Origin of the sequence: Leptotrichia wadei (assembly GCF_007990545.2) — a bacterium.
In the GTDB taxonomy this organism is placed as follows: Bacteria; Fusobacteriota; Fusobacteriia; order Fusobacteriales; family Leptotrichiaceae; genus Leptotrichia; species Leptotrichia wadei.
Genome location: NZ_AP019829.2, coordinates 963,638 through 989,078, shown reverse-complemented (window position 1 = coordinate 989,078; position 25,441 = coordinate 963,638). Strand labels below are relative to the sequence as shown.

General features: G+C 27.5%; 23 protein-coding genes and 1 tRNA gene. 11 read left to right on the top strand and 13 right to left on the bottom strand.

Translation table 11 applies throughout. The features are described 5' to 3' along the window. Positions 1-8: 8 nt before the first annotated feature. The 8 genes from FVE73_RS04605 to purH all read right to left on the bottom strand — a co-directional run bounded on the left by FVE73_RS04605 (position 9) and on the right by purH (position 7,601). The gene (locus FVE73_RS04605; protein WP_018499609.1) at positions 9-1,145 is read right to left on the bottom strand and encodes a tetratricopeptide repeat protein; all 1,137 of its coding nucleotides are present in this window, start codon (positions 1,143-1,145) and stop codon (positions 9-11) included. Positions 1,146-1,168: 23 nt separating this feature from the next. Then, the gene (locus tag FVE73_RS04600) at positions 1,169-1,504 is read right to left on the bottom strand and encodes a hypothetical protein (RefSeq protein WP_232058533.1); all 336 of its coding nucleotides are present in this window, start codon (positions 1,502-1,504) and stop codon (positions 1,169-1,171) included. Between the two features lie 222 nt (positions 1,505-1,726). Then, the gene (locus FVE73_RS04595; RefSeq protein WP_018499607.1) at positions 1,727-2,911 is read right to left on the bottom strand and encodes a YARHG domain-containing protein; all 1,185 of its coding nucleotides are present in this window, start codon (positions 2,909-2,911) and stop codon (positions 1,727-1,729) included. 93 nt (positions 2,912-3,004) lie between these two features. Further along, the gene (locus FVE73_RS04590) at positions 3,005-4,651 is read right to left on the bottom strand and encodes a DKNYY domain-containing protein (protein WP_018499606.1); all 1,647 of its coding nucleotides are present in this window, start codon (positions 4,649-4,651) and stop codon (positions 3,005-3,007) included. A 74-nt stretch (positions 4,652-4,725) separates the two neighbouring features. Further along, positions 4,726-5,034: a DUF898 family protein gene (locus tag FVE73_RS04585; protein ID WP_018499605.1), complete on the bottom strand. Its 309-nt coding sequence runs from the start codon at positions 5,032-5,034 to the stop codon at positions 4,726-4,728. A 70-nt stretch (positions 5,035-5,104) separates the two neighbouring features. Beyond that, the gene (locus FVE73_RS04580; protein WP_018499604.1) at positions 5,105-5,590 is read right to left on the bottom strand and encodes a hypothetical protein; all 486 of its coding nucleotides are present in this window, start codon (positions 5,588-5,590) and stop codon (positions 5,105-5,107) included. Between the two features lie 126 nt (positions 5,591-5,716). Then, positions 5,717-5,793: transfer RNA gene (locus FVE73_RS04575), tRNA-Lys, on the bottom strand. A gap of 284 nt (positions 5,794-6,077) precedes the next feature. Beyond that, complete coding sequence (gene purH / locus FVE73_RS04570; RefSeq protein WP_018499603.1) at positions 6,078-7,601, bottom strand: bifunctional phosphoribosylaminoimidazolecarboxamide formyltransferase/IMP cyclohydrolase; 1,524 nt, start codon at positions 7,599-7,601, stop codon at positions 6,078-6,080. A 223-nt stretch (positions 7,602-7,824) separates the two neighbouring features. Here purH and FVE73_RS04565 point away from each other — a divergent pair, with 223 nt between their 5' ends. The 3 genes from FVE73_RS04565 to FVE73_RS04555 all read left to right on the top strand — a co-directional run bounded on the left by FVE73_RS04565 (position 7,825) and on the right by FVE73_RS04555 (position 10,561). Continuing rightward, on the top strand, positions 7,825-8,841 hold the full coding sequence (locus FVE73_RS04565; RefSeq protein ID WP_018499602.1) for a hypothetical protein: 1,017 nt from the start codon (positions 7,825-7,827) through the stop codon (positions 8,839-8,841). A gap of 30 nt (positions 8,842-8,871) precedes the next feature. Next, positions 8,872-9,654, top strand: a complete 783-nt coding sequence (locus tag FVE73_RS04560; RefSeq protein ID WP_018499601.1) for an SH3 domain-containing protein — start codon at positions 8,872-8,874, stop codon at positions 9,652-9,654. 85 nt (positions 9,655-9,739) lie between these two features. Then, positions 9,740-10,561: a YARHG domain-containing protein gene (locus FVE73_RS04555; protein WP_175284481.1), complete on the top strand. Its 822-nt coding sequence runs from the start codon at positions 9,740-9,742 to the stop codon at positions 10,559-10,561. 178 nt (positions 10,562-10,739) lie between these two features. Here the strand turns inward: FVE73_RS04555 and FVE73_RS04550 are convergent, their stop codons facing one another. Continuing rightward, entirely contained in the window at positions 10,740-11,969 is a 1,230-nt protein-coding gene (locus FVE73_RS04550) for a replication-associated recombination protein A (RefSeq protein WP_018499599.1), read from the bottom strand. Between the two features lie 191 nt (positions 11,970-12,160). Here FVE73_RS04550 and FVE73_RS04545 point away from each other — a divergent pair, with 191 nt between their 5' ends. From FVE73_RS04545 to FVE73_RS04530, 4 genes are all read left to right on the top strand, one after another. Next, positions 12,161-13,864, top strand: coding sequence for an AAA family ATPase (locus FVE73_RS04545; RefSeq protein ID WP_026239121.1), 1,704 nt, complete (start codon positions 12,161-12,163; stop codon positions 13,862-13,864). 176 nt (positions 13,865-14,040) lie between these two features. Further along, positions 14,041-14,538 carry a methylated-DNA--[protein]-cysteine S-methyltransferase gene (locus FVE73_RS04540; protein WP_018499597.1) on the top strand — a complete coding sequence of 166 codons (498 nt, stop codon included), beginning with the start codon at positions 14,041-14,043 and terminating at the stop codon, positions 14,536-14,538. A gap of 84 nt (positions 14,539-14,622) precedes the next feature. Next, positions 14,623-14,859 carry a type II toxin-antitoxin system RelB family antitoxin gene (gene relB / locus FVE73_RS04535; protein ID WP_021746937.1) on the top strand — a complete coding sequence of 79 codons (237 nt, stop codon included), beginning with the start codon at positions 14,623-14,625 and terminating at the stop codon, positions 14,857-14,859. After that, on the top strand, positions 14,849-15,115 hold the full coding sequence (locus FVE73_RS04530) for a type II toxin-antitoxin system RelE family toxin (RefSeq protein WP_018499595.1): 267 nt from the start codon (positions 14,849-14,851) through the stop codon (positions 15,113-15,115). The genes relB and FVE73_RS04530 overlap by 11 nt, the downstream gene beginning before the upstream one ends. A 191-nt stretch (positions 15,116-15,306) precedes the next feature. Here FVE73_RS04530 and FVE73_RS04525 read toward each other — a convergent pair whose 3' ends face one another. After that, the gene (locus FVE73_RS04525) at positions 15,307-15,651 is read right to left on the bottom strand and encodes a hypothetical protein (protein ID WP_018499594.1); all 345 of its coding nucleotides are present in this window, start codon (positions 15,649-15,651) and stop codon (positions 15,307-15,309) included. 290 nt (positions 15,652-15,941) lie between these two features. Between FVE73_RS04525 and FVE73_RS04520 the strand changes: the two genes are divergently transcribed. Then, positions 15,942-17,195 carry a dicarboxylate/amino acid:cation symporter gene (locus FVE73_RS04520; RefSeq protein WP_018499593.1) on the top strand — a complete coding sequence of 418 codons (1,254 nt, stop codon included), beginning with the start codon at positions 15,942-15,944 and terminating at the stop codon, positions 17,193-17,195. A gap of 62 nt (positions 17,196-17,257) precedes the next feature. Here the strand turns inward: FVE73_RS04520 and FVE73_RS04515 are convergent, their stop codons facing one another. After that, positions 17,258-19,000, bottom strand: a complete 1,743-nt coding sequence (locus tag FVE73_RS04515; RefSeq protein WP_018499592.1) for a glycoside hydrolase family 13 protein — start codon at positions 18,998-19,000, stop codon at positions 17,258-17,260. 397 nt (positions 19,001-19,397) lie between these two features. Continuing rightward, positions 19,398-20,720, bottom strand: a complete 1,323-nt coding sequence (locus FVE73_RS04510; RefSeq protein ID WP_018499591.1) for a 6-phospho-alpha-glucosidase — start codon at positions 20,718-20,720, stop codon at positions 19,398-19,400. A 207-nt stretch (positions 20,721-20,927) separates the two neighbouring features. Between FVE73_RS04510 and FVE73_RS04505 the strand changes: the two genes are divergently transcribed. The 3 genes from FVE73_RS04505 (at position 20,928) to FVE73_RS04495 (ending at position 23,930) form a co-directional block, all read left to right on the top strand. Continuing rightward, on the top strand, positions 20,928-21,635 hold the full coding sequence (locus FVE73_RS04505; protein ID WP_018499590.1) for a GntR family transcriptional regulator: 708 nt from the start codon (positions 20,928-20,930) through the stop codon (positions 21,633-21,635). A gap of 266 nt (positions 21,636-21,901) precedes the next feature. Further along, positions 21,902-23,242, top strand: a complete 1,341-nt coding sequence (locus tag FVE73_RS04500) for a TrkH family potassium uptake protein (protein WP_018499589.1) — start codon at positions 21,902-21,904, stop codon at positions 23,240-23,242. Positions 23,243-23,258: 16 nt separating this feature from the next. Continuing rightward, positions 23,259-23,930, top strand: a complete 672-nt coding sequence (locus tag FVE73_RS04495) for a potassium channel family protein (protein WP_018499588.1) — start codon at positions 23,259-23,261, stop codon at positions 23,928-23,930. A 914-nt stretch (positions 23,931-24,844) separates the two neighbouring features. Here FVE73_RS04495 and FVE73_RS04490 read toward each other — a convergent pair. Further along, entirely contained in the window at positions 24,845-25,438 is a 594-nt protein-coding gene (locus FVE73_RS04490) for a tetratricopeptide repeat protein (RefSeq protein WP_018499587.1), read from the bottom strand. Positions 25,439-25,441: the final 3 nt, after the last annotated feature.

Below are 25,441 nucleotides of genomic sequence, written 5' to 3'. Positions count from 1 at the left end.
TTTTCCTCCTAATCTAATTTCTGATGCATTGGACAATCAACTAAATAGCAAGTTTTATACATTTTTTCTAAATTTATTTTTGTATTTTGAGGCTTATAATTACTATTCATTATCTTTTTATATATCTCCAAAATCTTTTTTATTTCATTCTTTTCTTCTTCAATAAATTCATCAATCTCTTCTTCATTCCAGTATTTTTTGTCATAAATTTCTCCAACTTCAATTTTTTCAATATACTTATTATGTTTTTGAATCAATTCTGACAATTTGTTTTCTGCTTTCTTAAAATTTCCTAATTTTTTTAAACTGTAAAAATAAAATGAAAAAACCATATTATAATAAAAACGTTCTTCCCAGTCAAGTTCATCTATCTCTTTTTCAAAAACCAAGACACACCTATCGTATTCTTCAAATAAATAATATAAGTCTATAAGTTCTTCAAATAAAATTTGCTCATCATAATAATATTTCTCTAACGACACTTTCTCTAACAATTTATCCAGAATTGGCTCAGCCAATTTTTTATCATTGGTATAATGTAAGCACAGTGCCAATGCATATAAAATTCCTGCACTTTCAGGTTCCTTTTCATAACATCTCAATAACATTTCTTTCGCTTTTTCAAAATAACCACAATAAAACAACGTTATCCCATAATTATAATCATCTTCTATTTCCTTCTCATCTGAAAATTTTTCCATTTCCTGAAAACATTCAAGTGCCTTTTTGTATTTTTTTCTTTTTAAATAATATTCTCCCAATACTTCCCATACAACCACTGATTGTTTCCCCATTTTAATTAATTTTGTCAAATAATACTTACACATTTTATCATCATAAGCATCTTTTTCATATAAATCAGCCAAATCCTGATAAATAATAGCCTTCTCATCATCATTTAAATCTTTTGAATATTTTTTCAAAAACTCCTCTAATACATTCAGACTCGTTTTTCCATCTTGATACACCGTAAAATAAGCTATCGCTAATTGACATACCTTTTCTACATCTCGCGGATTTTTCAAAAGACATTTCTCTAAATAATCCTTATATTCAATAAATGTATGCTTATAATTATCGTAACTATCATTTTTTTTGATTTCATCCTGAATATATCTTGCCCATTCTTCTTTTGTTTGTTTCATAATTTTATTCCTTTCATATTTCTTCAATCCTCATCAATTATCAAATGCTGTGGACAATCCAGTAACCAACATTCATTTTTAAAAAACATAAATATTTCCATCTTAGGCTTAAAATCCGTATTCAATATTTTTTCCGACACTAAATTAATATTCTCCAATCTCTTTTTTTCAGCTTTTATAATTTCTAAAATTTCTTCTTCCATCATATTTTTTGCATATTCCTCATCATTTTTTATCTCTTCAATATTTTGTAAAATTTCTTTTAATAAATATTTTCTATATTTTTCAAGTGCATTCTCATATTCTGTTCTATTTTCGCTCAAAGCCTTTTCCCTTATTTTCTCTACATACTCTTTCATATTTTTACTCAATTTAACCTTAATATTCAATTTATTTCACTTCTTCTACTTTATTTTCCTTATACTATAACAAAAAGACTACAATTAACCCTTGTAATCTTTTCCTGCTTTATACTAACTTACATTAAAATATAAACTTTTTCATTTATTACTGACAAGGGGTATTAACCCCTTACCAAAAAAGTCCATAATAAAAACTCGAAATATTATTCAGTTATTACTCTATTTCCCATTCTTCCTATCATTTATAACTTTATCCACATCTTTAACATACTCATAATCATCTTTTCCCAATTTAGCATCTTTTCCAATCGGAACATACCATAAGAATTTTGAAAAATAGTCTTTCAATTTTTTGTCTGAAAAATCATAACCTGCCATCGCATAAGGATAGTTTCTCATTATTTTCAATTCTTCATCTGAAATATCTTTTATTTCATCTTTATCTAAATACTTTATCGCATAGGCATCGTCTGTCAAATCATCCTTAAATTTAAAACCTTTTTCCGTTTTATCAGGAAATACATAATTAACTCTCAAACCTTTTATTTCTCTCAATTCAAATTCTTCTTCAGGCTTAAAATTATTTGTTTTAAAATATAAATAACCTTTTTTCAATTTGGCATAAAGAACTTTGTATGGCTCATTTGTTTCATAATTTTCTTTGTAAGCATAATCAACATTTCCTTCTCCAGCCAATTGCCATTTTATCTCTTTTCCATCTTTTGTCTTTACCACAGGCATTGCAATAAGAGCATCTCCTGGCTCAACAATCACTTCAAAATTATCCACCTTCTGATTTTTCCATTTTGAAATAGTCGACCAGACATAGTTAAAATCAACAATTCCAACACCGCTACTTCCATCATAACGATAGCTGTGCTCAACTATATTTTCTCCTTTTTTAAAATTAGCCTTGAAGTAGTAAACATAGCTCTTTTTGTAATATTCATATTCTTTTCGTGCCTTATCTTCATCATATTCCTTATAATATTTTTTAACTTCTTCCAGCTGCTTTACATCTTTTGGGGCAAAATCAGTCAATCTATACGCTTTTGTACTCACATTTTGTCCATTGACAGAAGTCTTAAAATCCTTGAAATGATCTCTTTCATCCCATTCTTCATTCCCACCTTCAGGCGTAATAAATCCAATATATTTCTCCCCAGCTTCAGGACTATCAAACACAAATCTAACAGTTACTACCATTTCATTATCTAGCGTCCCATACTCTGACTTAAATTTTTCCAATTTAAAACGAAGCCTCTCACTCTTTATCGAAACATTCGACACATTCATCGGCACAATATGCCCACCTTCCGACCCAAATTCCCAGTCATTCGCCAACAAATTCGCACTGAAAATCATAATTAGAGCAAATAATAGCAGTATTCTGATTTTTTTCATGACTACCAACTCACTTTCTTTTATTTTTTATATTTCATTAAAATTATACCTTATTTTTAATTTTTATCCAATATATTTTAATTCTATTTTTTATTATTTCAAAACCTTACAATACTCATATTTATGATTTTTATCCTCAGCCCGTGAACTATACTCGTCTACCACTTTAAATGTATTTGGATCCGCATTATTCAATACATCTTCATTACAATATACATAATTATTATCTTTAATATAGAAATCATTCAAAAATTTACCCTTATCAGTAATTTTATTGAAATAATTACCGAAATCATTTATTTTTAGAAAATAAATTCCATTTTTATCTTCTAAATAATAACCATTCCTATTTTGACTATTTAAATTCAAAATTTTAAAACTTTTAGAATCTAAATCTTCTTCTCTATCAGTTCCAAAATATACATTATTTTTATCTTTTGAAAACTCATTATTTAACACTTCGAAGGTTTTTATATCAACACCTTTTATCAGAGGTTCTTTTTCAACAATCCAACTTATATAAAATATATTTTTATCATCTTTACTGTAATAATCATTTATTACTTCAAATGTATTAGGATTTGCACCTCTCAAAACTTTAACAACATTTTTTAAAGTATTATATGAGTCCCAAATAAATGACGGATCTAATTGAATATAATACACATTTTTACTATCTTTTGCATAATATGAATTATCTTTTTTTAAATTATTTTTTCTTATAATTTTAAAACTATTTGGATCAATTTCTTTTATTTTTTTACCCAAATAATACACACCATCTTTATTTTTTATAAGTTTTTCTTCAATTATTTTAAAATTTCCATCAGTATTTTTTATTCTTTTTATATCCGAATCTGAATCTAAATTATAATATATATTATTTTTATCAATAGCATAATATTCATTTAATTTTCTAAAACTTTGAATGTCTGCTCCCTCTAATTTTTTTCCATTAAAATAAATACTATTTTTATCTTTCACAATATCCTCTTTCACCTCAAATGTGTTAATATCTGCCCCTGACAATTTTTTATCCTCGTAATAAATATTGTTTTTATCTTTTGCATAACCCCGTCCCATTATTTCAAAACTATTTTTATCAGCTCCTTTAATTATCTTATCAAGATAATAAATTCCATTTTTATCTGATATATAGCTATCTGATAATCTTTTAAAACTTGCTTTATCAATAAACTTTAAAGGCTTTTCAAAATAATAAATATAATTCTTATCTCTTGCAAAAAAATCTCCTAAATCTTCAAAAGTTTCCTTATCATAGTGCCGATTTGCTTCTACATCAGGACTTCCAATCCAATATATACCGTTTTTATCCTTCACATAATTAATAAAATCATATTTAGATTTTACAATTTTTACTGTATTTACATCCACATTAGGAAAATCAATTCCATTAATATAAACTGTATTTTTATCTCTTGCCACATTTCCTTCCAAAATTTCAAATGTTTTTATATCTACTTCATTATCTCCATTTTGTTTTTGCACCGTTTCTCCATTATAATAAATCGTTCCTTTATCTCTTGCATACCCATTTTTTAATATTTTAAAACTTTCCACATCAGGTAAAAATTTATTGTACTGACTGACTACCCCATTTACATATTTCACGACAAGTTCATCATCCCAATAAACTTTTCCATCTTTAATCGTATATTCTGCAAATCCAATATTTCCAATTAAAATAATTAATCCTAACATCCTAAAAAATTTTTTCATAAACACAATCCTCCTTCATCAAAAATCATTTAATAAACAGAAAAAGACCGAAATAATCAGTCTTATCCAATAAATTAATCTAAAAATGTTGTATTTTTTACTTTCCACTGTTCCAGTTTTATGTGCACCCAAAAACCGTATATTCCAAATGTCACTACTATTAACAATAACCATTTTATCCAATTTCCAAATAGTCCTACTGCAGTTCCATTAAATTGCAGCCTTCTTCCTTCTATAACAGTATGATTTATTTTCCAGCCATAAATCATGCACAAAGCCCAAGGATAACAAATTCCAAATGTACATGAAGTTATTAAGCTTCCCAGAATAATCCATCCAACATAACTTAATAGCCCTCCATCAAAATGACTTCTATTTTCCAAATTTCCTCCTCACAATATATTTTTTTGTCAGTAACATAAAAAATGTCAATTTTCCAAAGAGTTTATATTGCTAATTTTTTTTATTATCTATTTTTTTCAAATAATTAATAAGTTCTTGTTTATTATATTCATTTTTTTCTTTCAATATTTTTAACGAAATTGACAAAAACTTAAATGCATCAGCAATCCATCTTGTTTCTTCAGAAATATAAATTATTGCTTTTTCAAACATGTTTTGTGATTTTTCTACAAGTTTTAACTGCTCACTGTTTAATTTGTTTAAAATATTCCCATAATTATCTAAAAATTCATATTTTTTCTTAAAATTATATTTGACTGTTTCTTTTCCATTCATCATCGCAATAATGTGACCTTCAATCACAACTTCGACTTTTCCTTGAAATAAGCTTAAAAAATCACACTCTTGAACATTTAATAATTTTTCTAATCTTGGTAAGTTTTCCACTGTCGAATTTTCATCGAAAAAGATTTCATCAACAAGTCCTTCTTTCCAAATGTTTAATTCTACTTCTGTTTTATCATTTTTTAAAATCATCTCAATCCTTCTTTTCCCTCTATAAAAATTTATTTGAAAATATTCAATCTCGCTAATGTAATTATTATATCATATTATTAATTGGCAATTGATTATAATAAAAAAAGAGTCTAAAAACTCTTAAAATGGTGGGACCAGTGGGGATCGAACCCACAACCTACCGATTAAGAGTCGGTTGCTCTGACCAGTTGAGCTACGGTCCCAAATTATTTATAACTCTTTTAAACAACACAATTATAATATCATAATCTTATATATTTGTCAAGACTTTAATTTCATAAATTTTTAAAGGAAATATTGTTAGCTAAACAACAACAACAACTGCAGTAAATCTACTTTAAAATTGGAACTATTTTGCATCTTTCTTTAAATATCTTATTTATTTACTAACTTTTATTAAAAATTCAAAAATTCAAATGGAAAATATTAAAAACATAAGCAGGACTACTATTAATCCTGCCCTATTTTTCACAATTCTCTCTTAAAATTAATGTTTAAAATGTCTAATTCCAGTAAATACCATTGTTATTCCATGTTCATTACAAGCGTCAATTGATTCTTTATCTCTAATTGAACCACCAGGTTGTACAATTGCTTTGATTCCTGTTTTTGTAGCTGTGTCTACGCAATCTCTGAATGGGAAGAAAGCGTCTGATGCTAATACTGCTCCTGTCAAGTTTTTTCCTACTTTTTCTTGAGCGTGCTGTAATGCATGTTCTGTTGACCAGATTCTGTTAGTTTGACCAGTTCCTACACCAATTGCCATTCCATCTTTAACGACTACAATTGCATTTGATTTTACATATTTTACAACTTTCATTCCTAATTCCATATCAGCTTTTTCTTTTTCAGTTGGCTGTTTTTCAGTAACAACATTCATTTCATCAATCATTTTGTTATTTGTTCCCTGAACCAAAATTCCGCCATCAACTTTTACATAATCGAATTTATCTTGAGATTTTGGAGTTTTACATTCGATAACTCTCAAGTTTTTCTTAGTTTTTAAGATTTCCAACGCTTCATCTGTAAATGAAGGTGCAATTACGATTTCCAAGAAGATTTTTTTCAATTCTTCGGCAGTTTCTTTATTAACTTCTCTGTTAAGTGCCACAATTCCACCAAAAATTGATACTGGATCACAATCGTGAGCTTTTTTGTACGCTGTTAAAATGTCATCTGCAACAGCCACACCACAAGGAGTTGAGTGTTTTATCGCACAAGCTGCTGGACCATCAAATTCTCCAACCACTTTCCAAGCGATGTCCATATCCCTAATATTGTTAAATGACAATTCTTTTCCGTTTAATTGTTTAATATCTTTCATACTTCCATTCTCAGTAGTTGAAACATAGTAAGCTGAAGATTGATGAGGATTTTCCCCATATCTCAAATTGAATTTTTTTTCGTATGAAACATTCAAATATTTAGGATATTCTTCTTCCAATAAGAAATTAGAAATAGCCGCATCATAAGCTGATGTCAAGTTAAATACTTTCCCAGCCAATCTTTTTTTAATTTTATAAGAAACTTCTCCATCTTTTTCCATTTCTTCCATAACTGCTGAATAATCTTCAGTTTCACAAATAACTGTTACATCTTTAAATGATTTTGCAGCTGAACGAAGCATTGTAGGCCCACCTATATCAATAAATTCAATTTTTTCATCAAAAGTTTTGTCCGTCTGAACTTCTCTAAAGAATGGATAAAGATTAACAATAACATAATCAATTGTTTCAATTCCTTCTTTTGCAATCGTATCCATATGCTCTTTATTATCTCTAATCGCCAAAATTCCACCATGAATATTTGGATGCAAAGTTTTTACTCTCCCATCCAACATTTCTTTAAAATTAGTAACTTCTGAAACATCAATTACAGAAAGACCATTTTCCTTCAAATATTTATAAGTTCCTCCTGTCGAAATAATTTCCACACCTTTTTTATCCAAAAACTGTGCAAATTCCAATATCCCAGTTTTATCAAAAACACTAATCAAAGCTCTTTTTTTCATTTGGTATCATTCCTCCAATATATTTTGTTAATTTATTTTATCATAAAGTATTGTATTTATCAAGGTTGCCAAAAATATTAACTTTTTAAAAATTGTAAATTTATAATTACTTTATAATAATCCATAAAATTAACTCTAATTTAATTTATCTATAAAAAAAAAAAAAAAAAAATGGTATAATTAAAATAAAAATATAACTTTAAAGCAAATAAGGAGGTTTTTTATGGGATTTATTAATCCATTTCAAATTTACTCTAAAGGAGAGAATACTATTACAAATAATATTCTATTACTTCTATCAAATTTATATAGAATAAATCCAAAAATTTATGAATTATTTATAAACAGTGTTCTTCCAGAAAATATCAATTATGAGGTTATCCCTATTTTTACACAACAAAAATCACAAAAGGAAGGAGGAATTATAGACGGTCATATTCAGACAAAAGCAACAAAAATCATTATTGAAACTAAAATTGCAGGATTAGATAATACAAAAAAACTTATTAATTACTGCAAAAACGAAAATTTAGCTGAAACAAATATATTAATTCACATAAGTGATTCTACCTTTGATGAAACTACCATAAAATCTATAAATCAAAAAATAAGAATTTATAATTTTAATTTTGTTTCAATAACTTTTTCCGAATTACTTTCCTCCCTTCAAGAAATTACGGAAAAATATCCTTTTAATGAAGAACTATACCGTTTATCCAAAGATTTTTATTATTATTGCAGTTCAATGGATCTAATAAAAAACGTATTCAGAATCGTTCCATGCAATAAAAGTTTTGAATTAAACGAAAAATATCATTTATACTTCCAACCTGAATCTAGAGGATATTCAAACCATCAATTTACTGGAATATATACTGCAAAAGAAGTGAAATATATTGGAAAAGTAAACAAAGTTTTTTTGGCTGAACTTACAAAAGAAGGAAAATTAATTACTGAAAAAATTTCAGGCGAGGGAGAAATTACTACTGAAGAAGAAAACAGAATCATCAGCACAATAAAAGAATTCCCAGAAATTTACGGCTATGGCGATATTTCAAAGGGACATATCTTCTTTTTATTTGACGACAATGACTTTTGTCCAACAAAATTTAAAAAAATTTCAAAATATGGTTTGCTAGGCTCTAGACTTTTTGACTTAAAAGCAGATTTAGAAATTGAAAATGTAGAGAAATTATCAACTTTGGAAATTGCAGAAAAATTAAATGATATTACTTGGTAAAAATAAATTTTAAAAGATTGGAGAAGAATTATGAGAAAATTATTGTTAATTTTAAGTTTGTTTGTTATAAATATTGTTGGGTTGGCTTATGAGAAATGTAATTCTGGAATGATTTACGATATTAATGTAGACACTTTGAATGGAAGTTATTTGGGACAAGATGAGACAGGTACAGTAATAATTAAACTTTCCAAAAATGCTAAAGTTTCTGGAACACAGTACATTGACGAAAAAGATGTTGACACATATGGATTTGGAGATTTAGGAGATTGTACTCCTAATCCCAAAATTACAGAGATTCATATTGAAGATGCTGTTTTTAATTCAATATATAATAATTTTTTTGAAATATTTAGCAGTAAATCTGAAAGTAATCCTCACAGTTTTAAAGTAGATTTCACTTCATGCATTGATAAAAATAAAGTATTTTGTAAAATTTATAATGATAAAGGTTTTGATGGAAAGCCTTCCGGGATTACTTTTATTAATCAAGAAGTCGTAGATTTTGAAATTCATGGAAATATAATAGATGTTGTAAGAAGAGGAGATTTTGTTTCTGGCTATAATAATTATGAAGATTTAGAAGAAAAAAGAGCAAAGCGAGAAAAATATATTGTAAATTCGCCAAATGGATATGTTAAGTTTATGAGAAAGCCTGACAACAATTCAACAATTCGTGGCAAGGTAAAAAATGGAAAAACTGTAAGTTTAATTAATGAAAAAGGTAATTGGTATTATGTCCAAGTTTTAGATGGCGAAGAATTTGGATATGTTAATAAGGAATATTTGAAAAAGAAAGATGGTGTCAAATAAAAAATGAGAAATTTAAAACTATTTTTAACAATTATTTTGTTATTTTGTATATTTTCGTGCAATAAAAAAAATGAGAAAAATGAAAATGAAAAAAATTAATGATAATATGATTTCTAACGAAATTACAGCTGATAAAAATAATAAAAATAGCAATGAAAATACAGAAAATGTAAATATTAAATCTCAAAAAAATAATTTCGATTATTATATAAAAACTGTAAAACAAATGAAAACTAATAATACATTGCCAATAAATTTCTATAATTGCAATTCAATTTCGGATATTGTTTTCGCATTACTTAAAGCTGCTTATCCTAATGATAAAATTGGAACAACCCCAAAATGGAAAATTGAAGGTGATTTAGGAGATGGTGGTAAAATGATAAGAGTTTCATACAAAAATGCTATAGTACGTATTGAAGCATATAAAAAAGGAGATTATATCAATGTAATTCCTAGAAATATAACTTTAGAAAGTAACAATCGAAAATTTTCATTATTAAAATTTCTTACTTATGGTAGAAATAATAGAAATATTTCTACTAATAACTCACAACAAATTTCAAACTCTCATTTAAAAACTTCATCAAATGAAAATTTATCAAAAAGCCACTCAACTTCATATGACGAACTAGATTTAGATGATTTAAACAATTTGAAATATGAAGTTATGGAAGAAGGAAATGAGAGTGCTTTTAGTAGATATTCTAAAGAACAATTAAAAATTTTGAGAAATATGATATTTGCTGAAAAAGGATTTGCATTTGAAGAAGGTGGTGAACTCAGAAAATATTTTGAAAATAAATCTTGGTATTCTCCAACAATCCTAGATCAGTCAGTAATTCAACTAAATGATTATGATAAAGAATTTGTACTAAAATTAAAAAAATATGAAGGTATTGATTAATTTTTAAAATAAAAAGAGAGTGTCCATAATTTTGTGTAAATGTATATACAAATCCAATAATATAAGGATTCACTAGTTTATTTACACAAAAAAATTTACACTCTCAATAAACTCGGACAACTAATTACACCATTGTCTGAGTATTTTTTATTCCAATTATTTTACAAAATTCAAAAGTCTATTTCCCATTCTTCTTAATTTTCCTCAACCACTCATCCGCCGCCTTTTCAAATTTATTTTCTCCATGCTCATAAAATTTGATTTTTTCATTCATATAAATTTGGTCTACATAATGATTTTTATAATTGTGTGGATATTTATAGTCTTTTGCTCCAACTTTTGTGAGATGAACTGGAACTTCCTGAATTTTTTCATTTTCAATGTGTTTGAGTGCTGAATTTATGGCATTGTAAGCTGAATTGCTCTTGGGAGAAATTGCAAGATAGATTGCCACTTCAGACAAGATGATTCTAGCTTCGGGCATTCCAATTTCCTTTATCGCATTAAGCCCTGCCACGGCAATTGGTAACGCCCGTGGATTTGCAAGTCCAATATCTTCAGAAGCCAAAATTACAAGTCTTCTAGCAATATACAAAATATCTTCACCACCAGAAAGCATTTTTGCCATCCAGTAAACAGCTGCATCAGGATCACTTCCACGAATACTTTTTATCATTGCAGAAACCGTATTATACTTGTCTTCCGTCTTGTGATAAGATTTTTTCGTATTCAGCACTTCCTTCACTTCATCAAACGTAAAATCCACCCCAACATTTGCAATTAATTCCAAAATATTTATAGCCTGTCTTGCATCCCCTTCAATAATCTCTGAAATATACTTCAAAATCTCATCTGAAATTCCAATTTTCTCTTTTTCATTAATATTTTCCAAAATTTTAAGCAAATCTTTTTCGCTCAATTTTTTAAATTCAAATGCCATACATCGTGACAACAACGCATTATTCAAGTTATAATAAGGATTTTCAGTCGTGGCTCCAATCAAAATAATATTCCCATTTTCCAAATCCTGCAAAAGCGAATCCTGCTGCAACTTATTAAATCTATGAATCTCGTCCAAAAACAAAAGTGTCTGCTGTCCGTTCGTACGAAATCTGTTGTGTGCTTTATCAGAAATCTCCTTTATATCAGTTACAGAGGCTTTTATTGCATTCAGATAATCATAATGATAATTCATTTTCTCGGCAACAATTTCCGCAAGAGTCGTCTTCCCAGTCCCCGGTGCTCCCCAAAAAATCGCATTCATAAAATTCCCACGCTCAATAATCTTCCTCAAAATTCCATTCTCTCCAACCAACTTTTCCTGTCCATAAAAATCATCCAAACTTTTCGGACGATATCTAAACGCAAGTGGCTTTTTATTTTCATATACTTTGTCAAATAAATTCATTTTTTTACTCCCTTTTACTTTTCAAATTACAATAATTAATACGATATTTTTATTCTAAATTTATTATATTTTACTATACAATCTATTTTGTAACAATCAAATAATTTACTTTTTTTATAATTCATATTATAATATATTCACTTAGTTAAAACAATAAAATTATTTATAAATAAAAAGGAGAGGTAATGAAGATGAGAAATCGCAAAAAAAAGAAATTACCAATTGGAATATCTGATTTTAAAGAAATTATCGAAAATAACTACTACTATTTCGATAAAACAAAATTTATAGAAAACATTTTAGAAGATGGCTCAAAAGTTAAATTATTTACTCGTCCGAGAAGATTTGGAAAAACCTTAAATATTTCGATGTTAAAGTACTTTTTTGACATTAAAAATAAAGACGAAAACAAAAAATTATTTGAAAATTTAGAAATTTCTAAAAGTGAATATTTTGAAAAACAGGGGAATTTCTTTGTAATCTCTATTTCTTTTAAAAATTATGATGCAGAAAACTGGGAAAGTGGATTTAACATGATTAAAAATGAAATAAAATTGCTGTATAACGAATTTTATTTGATAAGAGATGATTTAAATCAAAGTGACTTGGCAGATTTTGACGCTATTTGGCTGAAAAAAGATAATGCTGACTGGATTAATTCCTTATTTAATTTGACTAGATATTTGTACGAACTTTCTGGAAAAAAAGTTGTTGTTTTAATAGATGAATACGACCAGCCAATAATTGATTCCTATATAAAAGGAAATTATGAGAAATGTATTGCGTTTTTTAAAGCATTTTATGGAAAAGTTTTGAAAGATAATAATTATTTGGAAATGGGAATTTTAACTGGAATATTACGGGTTGCAAAGGAAAATGTCTTTTCGGGATTGAATAATTTGGAAGTTCACACAATTTTAGATGATGAATTTACAGAATACTTTGGGATTATGGAAAATGAAGTTGAAAAATCTCTTGAAGATTTTGACTTAGAATATGAATTAAATGATGTTCAAAAATGGTACAATGGGTATTTATTTGGCGAAAAAAAAGTTTATAATCCTTGGTCGATTATTAATTTTTTAAAAAACGGAAAATTAAAGCCTTATTGGGTAAATACAAGTGAGAATGGATTTATAAAACTATATTTACAAAAAATGAAAAAAGAAATTTTTGATGATTTTTCAAAACTTTTGAATAAAGAAGAAATTTTTGAAATAATTAACGATAGCATGACTTTTGGAAATTTAGAAGCTAATTTTGAGAAAAATATTTGGAATCTCTTTTTCCATAGCGGTTATTTAACATTATCCAGAAAATATAATGAAAATAGTGAAGAAACATATTTAAAAATTCCAAATGAAGAAATTTTAAAAATGTTCTCAAATATGTTTGTTGAAGTATATTTTGGAAATTCTAATAATTTTTCAAAATTAACTAATGCATTAAAAAATGGAAATATAGAAAATTTTAAAATTGAATTGAATAAAATTTTGTTAGAAAATACAAGTATTTTTGATGTATCTGGAATCTATAAAGAGCAATTTTATCATGGATTAATACTCGGATTAATTTTAAAATTAAAAAGTGAGTATGAAATTTCATCAAATAATTTTTCAGGAAAAGGTCGATATGATTTACTTTTGAAACCTAAAAATATTTTTGAAAGAAAAGAAGGAATTATCATTGAATTAAAAGCAATAAATATAGATAATTTGAAATTAGATTCAGAAAAGATTCACGAAAAATTGTTAAGTGAATGTGAAGTTGCACTAAATCAAATTGAAGAAAAAGAGTATACTTCAATTTTGAAAAATGCTGGAATTGACAATATTTTAAAAATTGGAATTGCGTTTTTTGGAAAAGAATTTGAAATAAAATTTAAAAGAGAATAATTCACGAAAAACTTTTTGTAATTTGAAGTTAATTTTTTTAATCAATTGTATATTTGAACCTATTTAAAATAAAACTACTAAAATTTTATAAATTTGGATTTTAAGTAAGTAGCCATAACTTTTGAGTTTAGTTTTAAAGTAGTTTTACTATAAATGAAAATTAAGAGGTAAAAACAATGAAAAAAAATATCTACTTTTATGAGACAAATACTCCAATTGGAAAAATTGGAATTGCTACGACGGAAAATGACTCTCATATCACAGATTTAATTTGGGAATCAGATTTTGAAGATTTTAAAAAACATAATGATTTTAAAATTTGTGAAACTGAACTGATTAAACAAGCGAAAAAACAACTTTTTGAATATTTTGAAAGAAAACGAAAAAATTTTGATTTGCCATTTTTGGAAGAAGGAACACCATTTCAAATTTCTGTTTGGAGTGCTCTTGAAAAAATTCCTTATGGCGAAACTCGTTCTTACAAAGACATCGCAATCGCAATCAATAATCTAAAAGCTGTCCGTGCAGTTGGAATGGCGAATAATCGAAATAAAATTTCAATTTTTATTCCATGTCATCGTGTGATTGGTGCCGATGGGAAATTGGTTGGTTATGGCGGGGGACTTCATATTAAGCGATTTTTGTTGGAATTGGAAGGAGTTCAAATAAAATAATTTAATTAAATATTTTCGTTGCTTTTTATTATCTTTTATGTTAAAATTTTATTAATTAAAACAATAAGAAAGGGTGTGAAATCAATGATAACCGTTTCTATAAATGCTAATCCTGACATAGAGAACAAAATAAATAACTATGTTAAGGAAAATAATATCAATTTAAACCAAGTAATGTTAGATTTAATTCTTGAAAAAATTGAAGATGAAGAAGACTATAAATTGGCTGTTGAGGCTTATGAAGAATATAAGACAAACAAGGAAAAAGCAATCTCATTTGACGATTTAGTAAAAAAAATGGGCTTGGAAGATGAAATATAAAGTCATTATTAGAGAAAAAGCAGAAAAACAACTGAATAAACTAGATAACTCAATAAAACTAAAAATCATGCGATATATCAAGCAAAATCTTAACGAAACAGATAATCCAAAAAAGTTTGGAAAAGCATTGAGATATAATCTAAAAGGATTTTGGAGATATCAAGTTGAAAATTATAGGATTATTGCAAAAATTGAAGAAAGTGAACTATTTATTTTGGTTGTTCAAATAAATAAAAGGGATAAAATTTATATTTAGAATTATTTCTAAATTTATTGGGTTAATTGAGAATTGAAAATAATAAAAACTGTCTGATACTCTTTTTTTTAAGAATAAAAGACAATTTTTTATTTCATTAAAATTAAATAATATTAATATAAACTTTATTTAAAGAATAAAAATTATATTTTAATTAAACAGTAAGATATCTTAAATTTAATAAAATATTATTAATGTCTTACATATATTATGGTTCTTGTATCATAGTTAATTTCAATATCATATCCATCTAAATTTATGTTTTTTACTTGTTTTGCAACAAATTTTCCATCATCTCTCGTACGATATGAAAATTTTATATTTCTATATCGTAATCCATTTATTTTACATAATGGATATGTTACTCTTACATAAGCAAGATAACTTTCAGTATTTGGATCTTCTTTAATAGAAGTTACTTTCTCATTTTCACAATAGCCTATAACATTTTCAAATGTTTTAGTTCCTACTTCCCCAACTCTTGCATAAGCTACCATAGAAGTAAAAAAAGTCATTAATAGTAAAAATTTTTTCATTTTTTATTCCTTCTTAAAATTTTAATTTAATAATTATTTGTAATCAACTAGTATAAAAACTAAATCTACTATATTATACCCACCATATTTGATTTTAATTATATTAAAATTAAAACAAATTTAATAATAATTGCAGTTATGTTTTTTACATTCACTCTTTATAAACAAAATATCCGAAAAATAGTAAATTTTTTAAAAATAACTTGTAAATTTTTCTATAAAAAGTTAAAATATAGCATATCTAAAAAAATTTGGGAAAGGAGGCAGTATTTTATACTGCTAAAAAATTTATGAAAAAATTTGGCTTGACAACCAGAATTATGATTGGACTAGCACTCGGAGTTGTATTTGGAATGATTTTGAGTCCTTTTGCAGCTAATCCGTTTGTAAAAGATGTTGTTATTGATTCAGTTCTTGCGTTTTTTGGAGGAATGTTTATCAATCTTATGAAAGTTATGATTGTGCCGCTTGTTTCGATTTCTCTTGCAATGGGAGCAGCTTCCATTGGAGATGTAAAGAAACTTAGAAGAATTGGGACAAAAGTTTTAGGATTTTATTTTGCAACTACTGCGATTGCCGTAGCTATTGGACTATTTGTAGCAAAAATTACTAATGTTGGAAAAGGAATGATTCACGGAAATCTTCCAAAAGGAGAATATGAAATTGCTCAGCAGAGCAAACTTATTGACGTGTTGCTTGATATGATTCCGAAAAATATCGTAAATGCGATGTCAGAGGAAAAAATGCTTGCTATAATAATATTCTTTTTGCTTTTAGGAGTTGCAATTACTGCTTTAGGAGATAAAGTTAAAAATTTAAAAACTTTACTTGAAGAAGCAAATGAACTTGTGTTAAAAATGGTAGAACTTATAATGCAAGTTGCTCCACTTGGAGTTTTTGCACTGATTTCAAAAGTAGTTGCTTCAACAGGAATAGATGTGCTTGTTAAACTAATAGGATTTGTTGTCGTGACATTAATAGCTTTTGTAATTCACACAGGAGTTTATCAAATAATGCTTGTAGGTATGGCAAAAATGAATCCAATTAAGTTTTTCAAAAACTTTTTAAACGTTGTTTCAGTGGCATTTTCTACATCGAGCAGTAATGCGACAATTCCAGTAAATATTGAAACACTATCAGAAAAATTCGGTGTTTCAGAAGAAATTAGCTCATTTACAATTCCATTGGGAGCGACAGTAAATATGGATGGAACTGCGATTATGCAAGGAGTTGCGGCAGTATTTATCGCAAATCTTTATAACATTCATTTAGGACCAACACAATATATTGGAATTATTTTGACAGCGGTATTAGCTTCAGTCGGTACGGCAGGAGTTCCAGGAGCTGGAATGTTAATGTTGTCACTTGTGTTAAAACAAGCTGGATTGCCGCTTGAAGGAATTGGAGTTGTAATTGGTGTCGATAGAATTATTGATATGTTTAGAACAGTTGTAAATATAACTGGAGATGCTGTTTGTACAATTGTTGTAGCAAAGAGTGAAAATGAAATTAGAGAAGTAAATAATAACGAGTTTTATGACTGATAAAAAAAACTGTACCTTTTATTTTATCTATAAATAAATTTTAGGTACAGTTTAAATTTTTCTTATAAAATTTCAACTAACAAACTTTGAAACTCTTCAAGAACAACTTTCACCTCATTGTTCTCAAGTCCTTTAAAATTATTAATCAAAATCTCTCCAATTTTAATTTCTTTTTCTCCAAGAACTTTCGCAATTTCACTCAATTTAACCTCTTGTTTCAATTCAGAAAAATTATTAATACAAAGAACTTTTTGATTTTTATATTTTCTCACATAAGCGATAATTTTTTCATTCTCCAACGGAACAGAGATGAAATCACCAAAAGTCAAGCAATCTGAATATTTACCATTTTGTCTCAAATCAATCATTTTTTTGTAGTGTGAAAAAATTGAATTTTTGTCATTTATTTGGTCTGCTACATTTGTTGCAGCTTGACTTCCTGTTAATTTTATCCACGATTTTGAGTCTTTATCTTTTGAAAATCCAGCATTCTTGCTACTATCCCATTGCATAGGCGTTCTTGAATTGTCACGGCTTCGTTTATTTACAAAATGCAACGCTTCTTCAGATGAAAATCCTTCTCCTAAAGCCCGTTGATATTGATCTTTACTTGCAATGTCGTCAAATTCAGAAATATCATTTCTCACAAAATTATCCATTCCAATTTCTTGACCTTGATAAATAAACGGTGTTCCTCGCAAGAAGAAAAATACATTTGCTAACAATTTTGCATTTGTTTCATTCGCTTTTTTACCAAAAAATTTATTCAAACTTCTTGGTAAATCATGATTTTCCAAAAATGGTGCTCCCCATCCGTATTTTTGCTGTGTCAGCTGACTTTCAAAAATCTTATTTCTCAATTCCACAGTTGGAATATCTCGTAATGAATAGTAAAATCCACCTTTTGTCATATCCAAATCAGAATAACTAAAATCAAAAATCATCGAAAAGAACCCATCTTCACCAATAAAATCATTGTATCTTTCATACTCCAACAACGGCGTTTCAGCCACAGTCATACAATTATGCTTTTTAAAAGTTTTTTTCGCTAATTCACCCAAAAATTCCTCGATTCCAGGTTGATTTAATGTATATTTAATACTGTAGGCGAATCCATCCGCTCCATCAACAGGCAAATCCAAATATCTTGCATTTTTTTTTATCGAATTAATTGCATCAACTCTAAATCCAGCAATTCCCTTTTCAAGCCAATAATTTACCATTTTATAAAGCTCTTCCCTGACTTCAGGATTTTCCCAGTTTAAGTCAGGCTGTTTTTTTGAGAATAAATGTAAATAGTACATTTCATTCCCATTTTCATCAGCTTCACCTTCAACTTTTTCCCAAGCAGAACCACCAAAATGGCTTCTCCAGTTTGTTGGTGGCAATCCGTTTTCTCCTCTTTTGAAAATATAGTAATTTCTGTACTTGCTTTCAGGATTTCTCAATGCTTCCAAAAACCACTCGTGCTCATCAGAAGTATGATTAATTACCAAATCTAGAATTATTTTTATTCCTCTTTTTTTAGCCTCTGAAATCAATCTCTCCAAATCTTCCTTTGTCCCAAATTCAGGATTCACATCATAATAATCTGAAATATCATACCCATTGTCATCCATTGGCGACTTAAATATCGGACAAACCCAAATAAGCGTTATTCCTAAATCCTTCAAATAATCTAACTTTTCTGTAATCCCATTCAAATCCCCAATTCCATCGTTATTACTGTCATAAAAACTTCTTGGATAAATTTGATATCCAACTTCTTTTTTCCACCATTTTTTATCTAATTTTTTTATATCCATATTTTTCTCCTTCATATTCAATAAAGTCATTTTTTTAAACCTGTCAATCTAAATATACAGATTGACAGGCATTAAGGTGATGCCGATGATGAATTTTAACTATTTTTTACTAATAATCAAAAATAAAACGATTATAGCTATCAAAATAGTAAAATCCCAATTCATTTTTACCACCTCCCAACTGTCCCATTTGTTTGTTAGTTTTGCAGAACTAACTTGGTAATTATATCATAAAAAAAGACCCCATTCAATAAAGAATAGAGCCTTTTCTTCTGCAAATTTTTTATTTCCAAACGAAACAGTTGGTTTTTCTTTTCTTATTGTAATTATATCATAAACTAATTAACATTTCAAGCACTAAAAATTTATTTTCATTTTAAAATTATTCAGATGTAATCTATTTCAATACTGGCCAGAAGTCTTTATTTGCTTCAATTAAATCATCTAATATTGCTTTTGCAACAGAGGCACTCGGTACAGTTCTTGACAATGTGATTGCTTGCCAAAGTTTTTGGTATGAACCTTCTATCCATGCTTCTACTGTCAATTTTTCAACAGAAACTTGTTGTTCCATAAGCCCTTTTTGGAATTGAGGGATTTTACCTTGAACAATTTTTTCAGGCCCGTTTGAACCTACTATACAAGGTACTTCAACCATTGCAGTTGGATCAAAGTTTGAGATTGCTCCGTCATTTTCTACAATTAACAGCATTCTTTCTTTAGTATTGTATGCTATTGCTCTTGCCAAGTCAACTATGTATGAAGCGTGATCATCTACGTGAAGTTTACTGTCTTTTGCAGTTCCTTTTTCAGCGATTGCTCTACATTCTCCAAATACAAATTTTTCTCTTCCTTCCATTACTTCATTTGCTCTTGTGTGATTAGGATTTGAATGTTTCACTACATAATCAGGGAATAAATAATATTTTAAATAAGTATTTGGCATTGTTGTCGGATCAACTGCAAACACATCTTTTGCTTTTGTAAATGTGTCATTCCAGCTTGCTTCTGTATTTTCACCTTCAATTTCCACATTATATCCAACTTTTGCAACTTTTTCTCTTAATGCAGGCATTAAATCATTTCCTTGTTTATCTCTAATATCTGTCCACCATCCAAAATGATTCAATCCAAAATATCTCACTACCATTTCTTTTCTCGATTTTAATCCTAACATTTCAGCCATTCTAAGTTCAATTCCAATTGGCATATCACAAATATTTAATATCTTAGAATTTGGACGTAGTCTTCTAGTTGCTTCTGCCACAATTGCCGCAGGATTTGAATAGTTTAACATCCAAGCATTTGGTGAATATTTTTCCATAAAGTCGACTAATTCAATAACTCCACCAATTGAACGCATTCCGTAAGCAATTCCTCCAGGTCCACAAGTTTCTTGTCCTAATACTCCGTGTCTTAAAGGAATTTTTTCATCTTTTTCACGCATTGCATATTTTCCAACTCTTATATGTGCCATAACAAAGTCTATGTCACTAAATGCAGTTTCAGGATCTGTTGTATAAACAAAGTTAATATCAGGTGCTTTTTCTTTTATTATAATATCACATGCTTTTGCGATAACTTCTTGTCTTTGGGCATCATTATCATAAAATTTTATCTGTCTAATCGGGAATTTATCCAAGTTTTCTAACAACATCAAAACAATCCCTGGAGTAAATGTACTCCCTCCACCAGCTACTACAATTGAAAATTTTTTCATAAATAATCATCTCCTATAATTTATTAGTTATATATTTTTTGTTTTCTCATTTCAGTAACTATTATATCATAAATTTTCAAAAAGTCAATAGGTTTATATAAATCTTTTTTAAAATTTATTATTATTATATAAATCTTTTTATTTTTAGTTGTTATTTAAAGAAATTTATTGTATAATATATAAAAATAATATGAAAGGTTTATACAAATGACTAAATATGAAAAAGTATATTATGATATAAAACACAAAATTAAAAATGGTATTATTAAACCAGGAGATTTTTTAAAAAAAGAAGATGACTTGGCAAAAGATTATAATTTTTCCAAACTTACTGTAAGAAAAGCTCTTTCTATGCTGGAAGCTGAAGGTTTTATTCAAAAAGTGAAGGGGAAAAAATCAATTGTACTGGAGAAAAAAAATTTAGAAAATATTTCTCTGACTTCAATTCAAACTGTGCAGGAACTAAATAAACTTCAAAATATTAATCTTGAAACTGACTTAATCAGCTTATATATTGTTCAAGGGAACAAAAAATTAATGAAAGAATTTCAAGTTTCTGAAAGTGCCGATTTCTACAAAGTAGTCCGTACAAATTCCTTAAATGGGGAAGTCTTAAATTATTCCACAAGTTTTTTTGACAGAAGAATTGTGCCATTCTTGAATGAAGAGATTGCCAAAAAGTCAATATATGAATATTTGGAAAAGGATTTAAAATTAAAGATTGGATACTCTCGAAGAGATATTAATTTCAGAAAGATTACGCCAGAAGAACAGAAATATCTCAAATTAAAAGATATAAATATGGTTGTTGTCATCGAAACTCACGCCTATTTGTCAAACGGAACTCTTTTTCAGTATGAAACAATAATTCATCATCCTGAAAAATTTACTTTTACTGCTATTGCAAAAAGATAATTTCAAAGACAGATGTACAAAATTTTTGAATAGATTCCTTTTAAAGTTCAGTATATTAAAATAATTATATGAGAATTTTTATCATTATAGGTATCCACTCCTGAAAAAATACTATTAATATTTTCATAATCCAACTCGATTGGATATTTTAATATATAATTTAGAATAAAAAAATAATGGAACTCATTCCTATAATTGACAAAAAAAAATAAATGTGATAAATTTATTTTAGAAAAGTAAAAAGTGAATGAATGGAGGAAAATAAAATGTTTTTAAAAAATAAATCTTTTTCGCCATATATGACAATATTGCTCTCATTTATGGTAGTTACAATTTTAGGTGGGATTTTGTTGTCTTTGCCAATTTCTATGAGGTATGGTAAAAGTGTGAAATTGATTGACGGATTTTTTATAGCAACTTCAGCTATTTGTGTGACAGGGCTTTCCAGTATTGATATAGGCAGCGTTTATAATATTTTTGGGCAAATGGTGATTTTAGTATTAATCCAGCTTGGAGGGCTTGGAGTTATAACATTCACCTCAGTTATAATCATTATGATTTCCAAAAAAATTGGGTATTACACGAAAAAAATCGTTCAGGAAGATATAAATATTGACACGACTTTTAAAATCGAAGAATATGTGAAAAAAGTTATTTTGTCTGTAATTGTCATTGAATTTATCGGAACTGTTATTTTATTTTTTGAATTTATAAAAAAATTTGGTTTTTTAAAAGCAGTTTATTATTCTTTCTTTCATTCTGTTTCGGCTTTCTGTAATGCGGGATTTTCACTATTTTCAGATAATTTATACGGATTTAAAAATAGTTTTATAATAAATATGACGATTCCGCTTCTGATATTTTTGGGTGGAATTGGATTTTCAACGATTTTAAATTGTTATAATGTTTTGCGGAAAAAAGAAAAAAGATTGACTTCAACAACTAAATTAAGTATTAAAATATCTATTTTCTTAGTAATAATAGGAATGATTGCGATGTTTATTTTGGAATATTCCAATAAAAGTACAATTGGAAATTTATCTTTTGGACAAAAATTGGAAGCATCATTTTTTCAAAGTGTAACGACGAGAACAGCAGGATTTAATACAATTTCAATTTTGGGTCTAAAGAGGTCAACTTCACTATTATTTGTTATTCTTATGTTTATTGGAGCTTCCCCTGGATCAACTGGTGGCGGAATAAAGACTACAACAATTGGACTTATAATTTTAGGAACTTTAGCGACATTAAAAAATAAAGATACAATTGAATATGATAAAAGAAGCGTAAGCTGGAGGATATACAGTAAAGCAATAACTGTACTATTCATTTCACTTATTTATATGACAATTTGTGTATTTTTATTGATTTTATTTGAAAGGAATAAGAATCTTTTGGATTTGGTTTTTGAAGTGTTTTCAGCGTTTGGAACTGTCGGACTTTCAAGAAATTTGACTCCAAGCCTTGCGGACATTTCAAAATTTATACTTATAGTTACGATGTTTGTTGGAAGAGTTGGTCCACTTACAATTGCTTTGGCATTATCAAAGTCAAATTTAAAAAAAGGACGTTACACTTATCCACAGGAAAATATTTTAATAGGATAATTTTTAGGAGGAAAAAATGGCAGGATATTTAGTTATAGGAGCGGGAAAATTTGGAAGAAGTATTGCAAAGACGCTTTATAATCACAACGAAACTGTGCTTGTAATCGATAAAAATGAAGAACTTACACAGCAGATAATAGATGACGGAATTGTTGGAGAAGCGGTTTCTTTTGATGTAACAGAAGAAAATTCTCTAAAAAAAGTGGTGAGCAGTGATGATTTTGAAGTGGCTTTTATTTGCATTGAAGGAAGTTTGCAAACAAGCGCATTAGTTACAGTTATGTTAAAGGAGCTGGGAATAAAAACAATTATTTGTAAAGCTATTACAAAAATTGAAGGAAAAATTTTAGAAAAAATTGGAGCAAGAAAAGTTGTATTTCCTGATGAAAGTGTTGGAAGAGAATTGGCTTTTGAATTTTTAAAACCAGATGTGACAGAGCATTTGAAATTTTCTGAAAAATATAGGATTTTTGAATTTAAAGCGCCAAAAAAAATTATAGGAAAAAGTCTTGTTGAGTTAGGTTTGAGAAAAAAATATGAAATGAACGTAATAGGGATAAAAAGAAAAGGTGAAGAACTTAGAATATCACTTTCACCAGACGAAAAAATTTTAGAAAATGACATGCTTTTAGTTGTTGTAAATGTTGAAAAAATGATACAGTTTAATAAGGAGTATCTGGATAATTAATACTTTTCTTTTTAAACAAAAAATTTAAATTTTGAATTTTTATTAAAAGGATATTTCATAAATAAAAAACAATTCTACTAACATAAATGTCATATACTTTTAGTAATCAAATAATGGATTTTTATTTTTTTACAAATTTAGTATTATTTTCAAATAATCAAAATATAATTTTCACTTTTTAAATGGAGAATAGTATAAAAAAAGGATTAATACTATTTCCCATTTAAATAGTAGAAATCAGAAAATTTATGGAATTAAAGCCTTTTTTACAAGATTGTACTGTTTACAACCTGTGTAACTATAAAATATCCTTTAATTAAATTTAATCATTAAGTATTCATATAAGGAATTTTTATTCAAATTTTGAAAAACTGCTTATTATTAATAAATGTTTTTCATAATTTTATGTTTTTTCTTTTTATAAAGCAAGGGAAATCAATCGTCATTTCCCTTTATTTCGCAATAACAGTTATTTTAACATATTTAAATAATGACGAATAGCGAAAGTACTATGCACTATCCCTGGCTCGTCTAAGCATTTTTTTGAAATATTCCCAAATTTTATTTGGGAAAGTAGTCTAAACATTCATTATTTGGATAAACTTGAATTACTACGAAAACGAAATTCGCTAACACTCACTTTCACAAATAAAAATTATAGAACAACTCCATAAAACATATTTGCTATAAAGGTTATAGGGAAAGAAACACATAAATGTGTTTAGTTGTTTTCATTCCAAAAAAAATCACGACATTCTACATTAAATTATAAAGATTATTATATTTAAGTTCTCAAATTTGGAAAACATTAAATAAGCAAAATTTCGTTAAAGGAAAAATAACTAAATACGAATGTATTTCTTTCGCCATAATTTTTATAAAACGAAAACTTATTTATGAACATAAAAATTATTTTACTTTTTTACGTTTTCTTTTAATATTTTTAAATTATTCTTGGCATGTTCATCTCCCAATGCTGCAGCCTTTAAAAACCATTTTTCAGATTCCTTAAAATTCCCTTCATTTCCAAAAATCATTCCTAACCGATTCATCGCATCAATATCATTTTTCCAAGCTAAATGTAAATAAAGATCTTTTGCTTTTTCAGTTTGATTAGTACTATCATAAAACATAAGTAAATTTTTTTCTGCACCTTCACAATTTTTCTCAACTGACTCTAAATAATATTTTTCCGCCTCTTCAATTTTTCCATATTGCTCACACAAAATTGCTAAATTATTTAAAGCATCATAATCATTATTTTTAATTGCAATCTGATAATACTTTTCTGCATTTTCAAAATCATGACGACTGGCATATAAATATCCTAAATTATTGGCATACGAATAATCTCCAGCTTCAATAGCCTTCAAAAACCATTTTTCTGCATTTTCATCTTCATAGTTATTTTGAAAAATAAGGGCAATTTCATTCATAGCCTTTGTATCTCCAGACTGAATTTTCTTCATATATTTGTCAAATAACTTATCCATTCCATTTTTCTTCATATT

What these genes read in the sequence shown, in the direction of transcription:
- FVE73_RS04490 (WP_018499587.1), bottom strand. Translation starts at nt 25,438, where the DNA reads ATGAAGAAAAATGGAATGGATAAGTTATTTGACAAATATATGAAGAAA.
- FVE73_RS04545 (WP_026239121.1), top strand. Translation starts at nt 12,161, where the DNA reads ATGAGAAATCGCAAAAAAAAGAAATTACCAATTGGAATATCTGATTTT.
- FVE73_RS04595 (WP_018499607.1), bottom strand. Translation starts at nt 2,911, where the DNA reads ATGAAAAAAATCAGAATACTGCTATTATTTGCTCTAATTATGATTTTC.
- FVE73_RS04540 (WP_018499597.1), top strand. Translation starts at nt 14,041, where the DNA reads ATGAAAAAAAATATCTACTTTTATGAGACAAATACTCCAATTGGAAAA.
- FVE73_RS04600 (WP_232058533.1), bottom strand. Translation starts at nt 1,504, where the DNA reads ATGAAAGAGTATGTAGAGAAAATAAGGGAAAAGGCTTTGAGCGAAAAT.
- FVE73_RS04530 (WP_018499595.1), top strand. Translation starts at nt 14,849, where the DNA reads ATGAAATATAAAGTCATTATTAGAGAAAAAGCAGAAAAACAACTGAAT.
- FVE73_RS04565 (WP_018499602.1), top strand. Translation starts at nt 7,825, where the DNA reads ATGGGATTTATTAATCCATTTCAAATTTACTCTAAAGGAGAGAATACT.
- relB (WP_021746937.1), top strand. Translation starts at nt 14,623, where the DNA reads ATGATAACCGTTTCTATAAATGCTAATCCTGACATAGAGAACAAAATA.
- FVE73_RS04495 (WP_018499588.1), top strand. Translation starts at nt 23,259, where the DNA reads ATGGCAGGATATTTAGTTATAGGAGCGGGAAAATTTGGAAGAAGTATT.
- FVE73_RS04500 (WP_018499589.1), top strand. Translation starts at nt 21,902, where the DNA reads ATGTTTTTAAAAAATAAATCTTTTTCGCCATATATGACAATATTGCTC.
- FVE73_RS04510 (WP_018499591.1), bottom strand. Translation starts at nt 20,720, where the DNA reads ATGAAAAAATTTTCAATTGTAGTAGCTGGTGGAGGGAGTACATTTACT.
- FVE73_RS04605 (WP_018499609.1), bottom strand. Translation starts at nt 1,145, where the DNA reads ATGAAACAAACAAAAGAAGAATGGGCAAGATATATTCAGGATGAAATC.
- FVE73_RS04520 (WP_018499593.1), top strand. Translation starts at nt 15,942, where the DNA reads ATGAAAAAATTTGGCTTGACAACCAGAATTATGATTGGACTAGCACTC.
- purH (WP_018499603.1), bottom strand. Translation starts at nt 7,601, where the DNA reads ATGAAAAAAAGAGCTTTGATTAGTGTTTTTGATAAAACTGGGATATTG.
- FVE73_RS04580 (WP_018499604.1), bottom strand. Translation starts at nt 5,590, where the DNA reads ATGATTTTAAAAAATGATAAAACAGAAGTAGAATTAAACATTTGGAAA.
- FVE73_RS04550 (WP_018499599.1), bottom strand. Translation starts at nt 11,969, where the DNA reads ATGAATTTATTTGACAAAGTATATGAAAATAAAAAGCCACTTGCGTTT.
- FVE73_RS04560 (WP_018499601.1), top strand. Translation starts at nt 8,872, where the DNA reads ATGAGAAAATTATTGTTAATTTTAAGTTTGTTTGTTATAAATATTGTT.
- FVE73_RS04590 (WP_018499606.1), bottom strand. Translation starts at nt 4,651, where the DNA reads ATGAAAAAATTTTTTAGGATGTTAGGATTAATTATTTTAATTGGAAAT.
- FVE73_RS04505 (WP_018499590.1), top strand. Translation starts at nt 20,928, where the DNA reads ATGACTAAATATGAAAAAGTATATTATGATATAAAACACAAAATTAAA.
- FVE73_RS04525 (WP_018499594.1), bottom strand. Translation starts at nt 15,651, where the DNA reads ATGAAAAAATTTTTACTATTAATGACTTTTTTTACTTCTATGGTAGCT.
- FVE73_RS04555 (WP_175284481.1), top strand. Translation starts at nt 9,740, where the DNA reads ATGAAAAAAATTAATGATAATATGATTTCTAACGAAATTACAGCTGAT.
- FVE73_RS04515 (WP_018499592.1), bottom strand. Translation starts at nt 19,000, where the DNA reads ATGGATATAAAAAAATTAGATAAAAAATGGTGGAAAAAAGAAGTTGGA.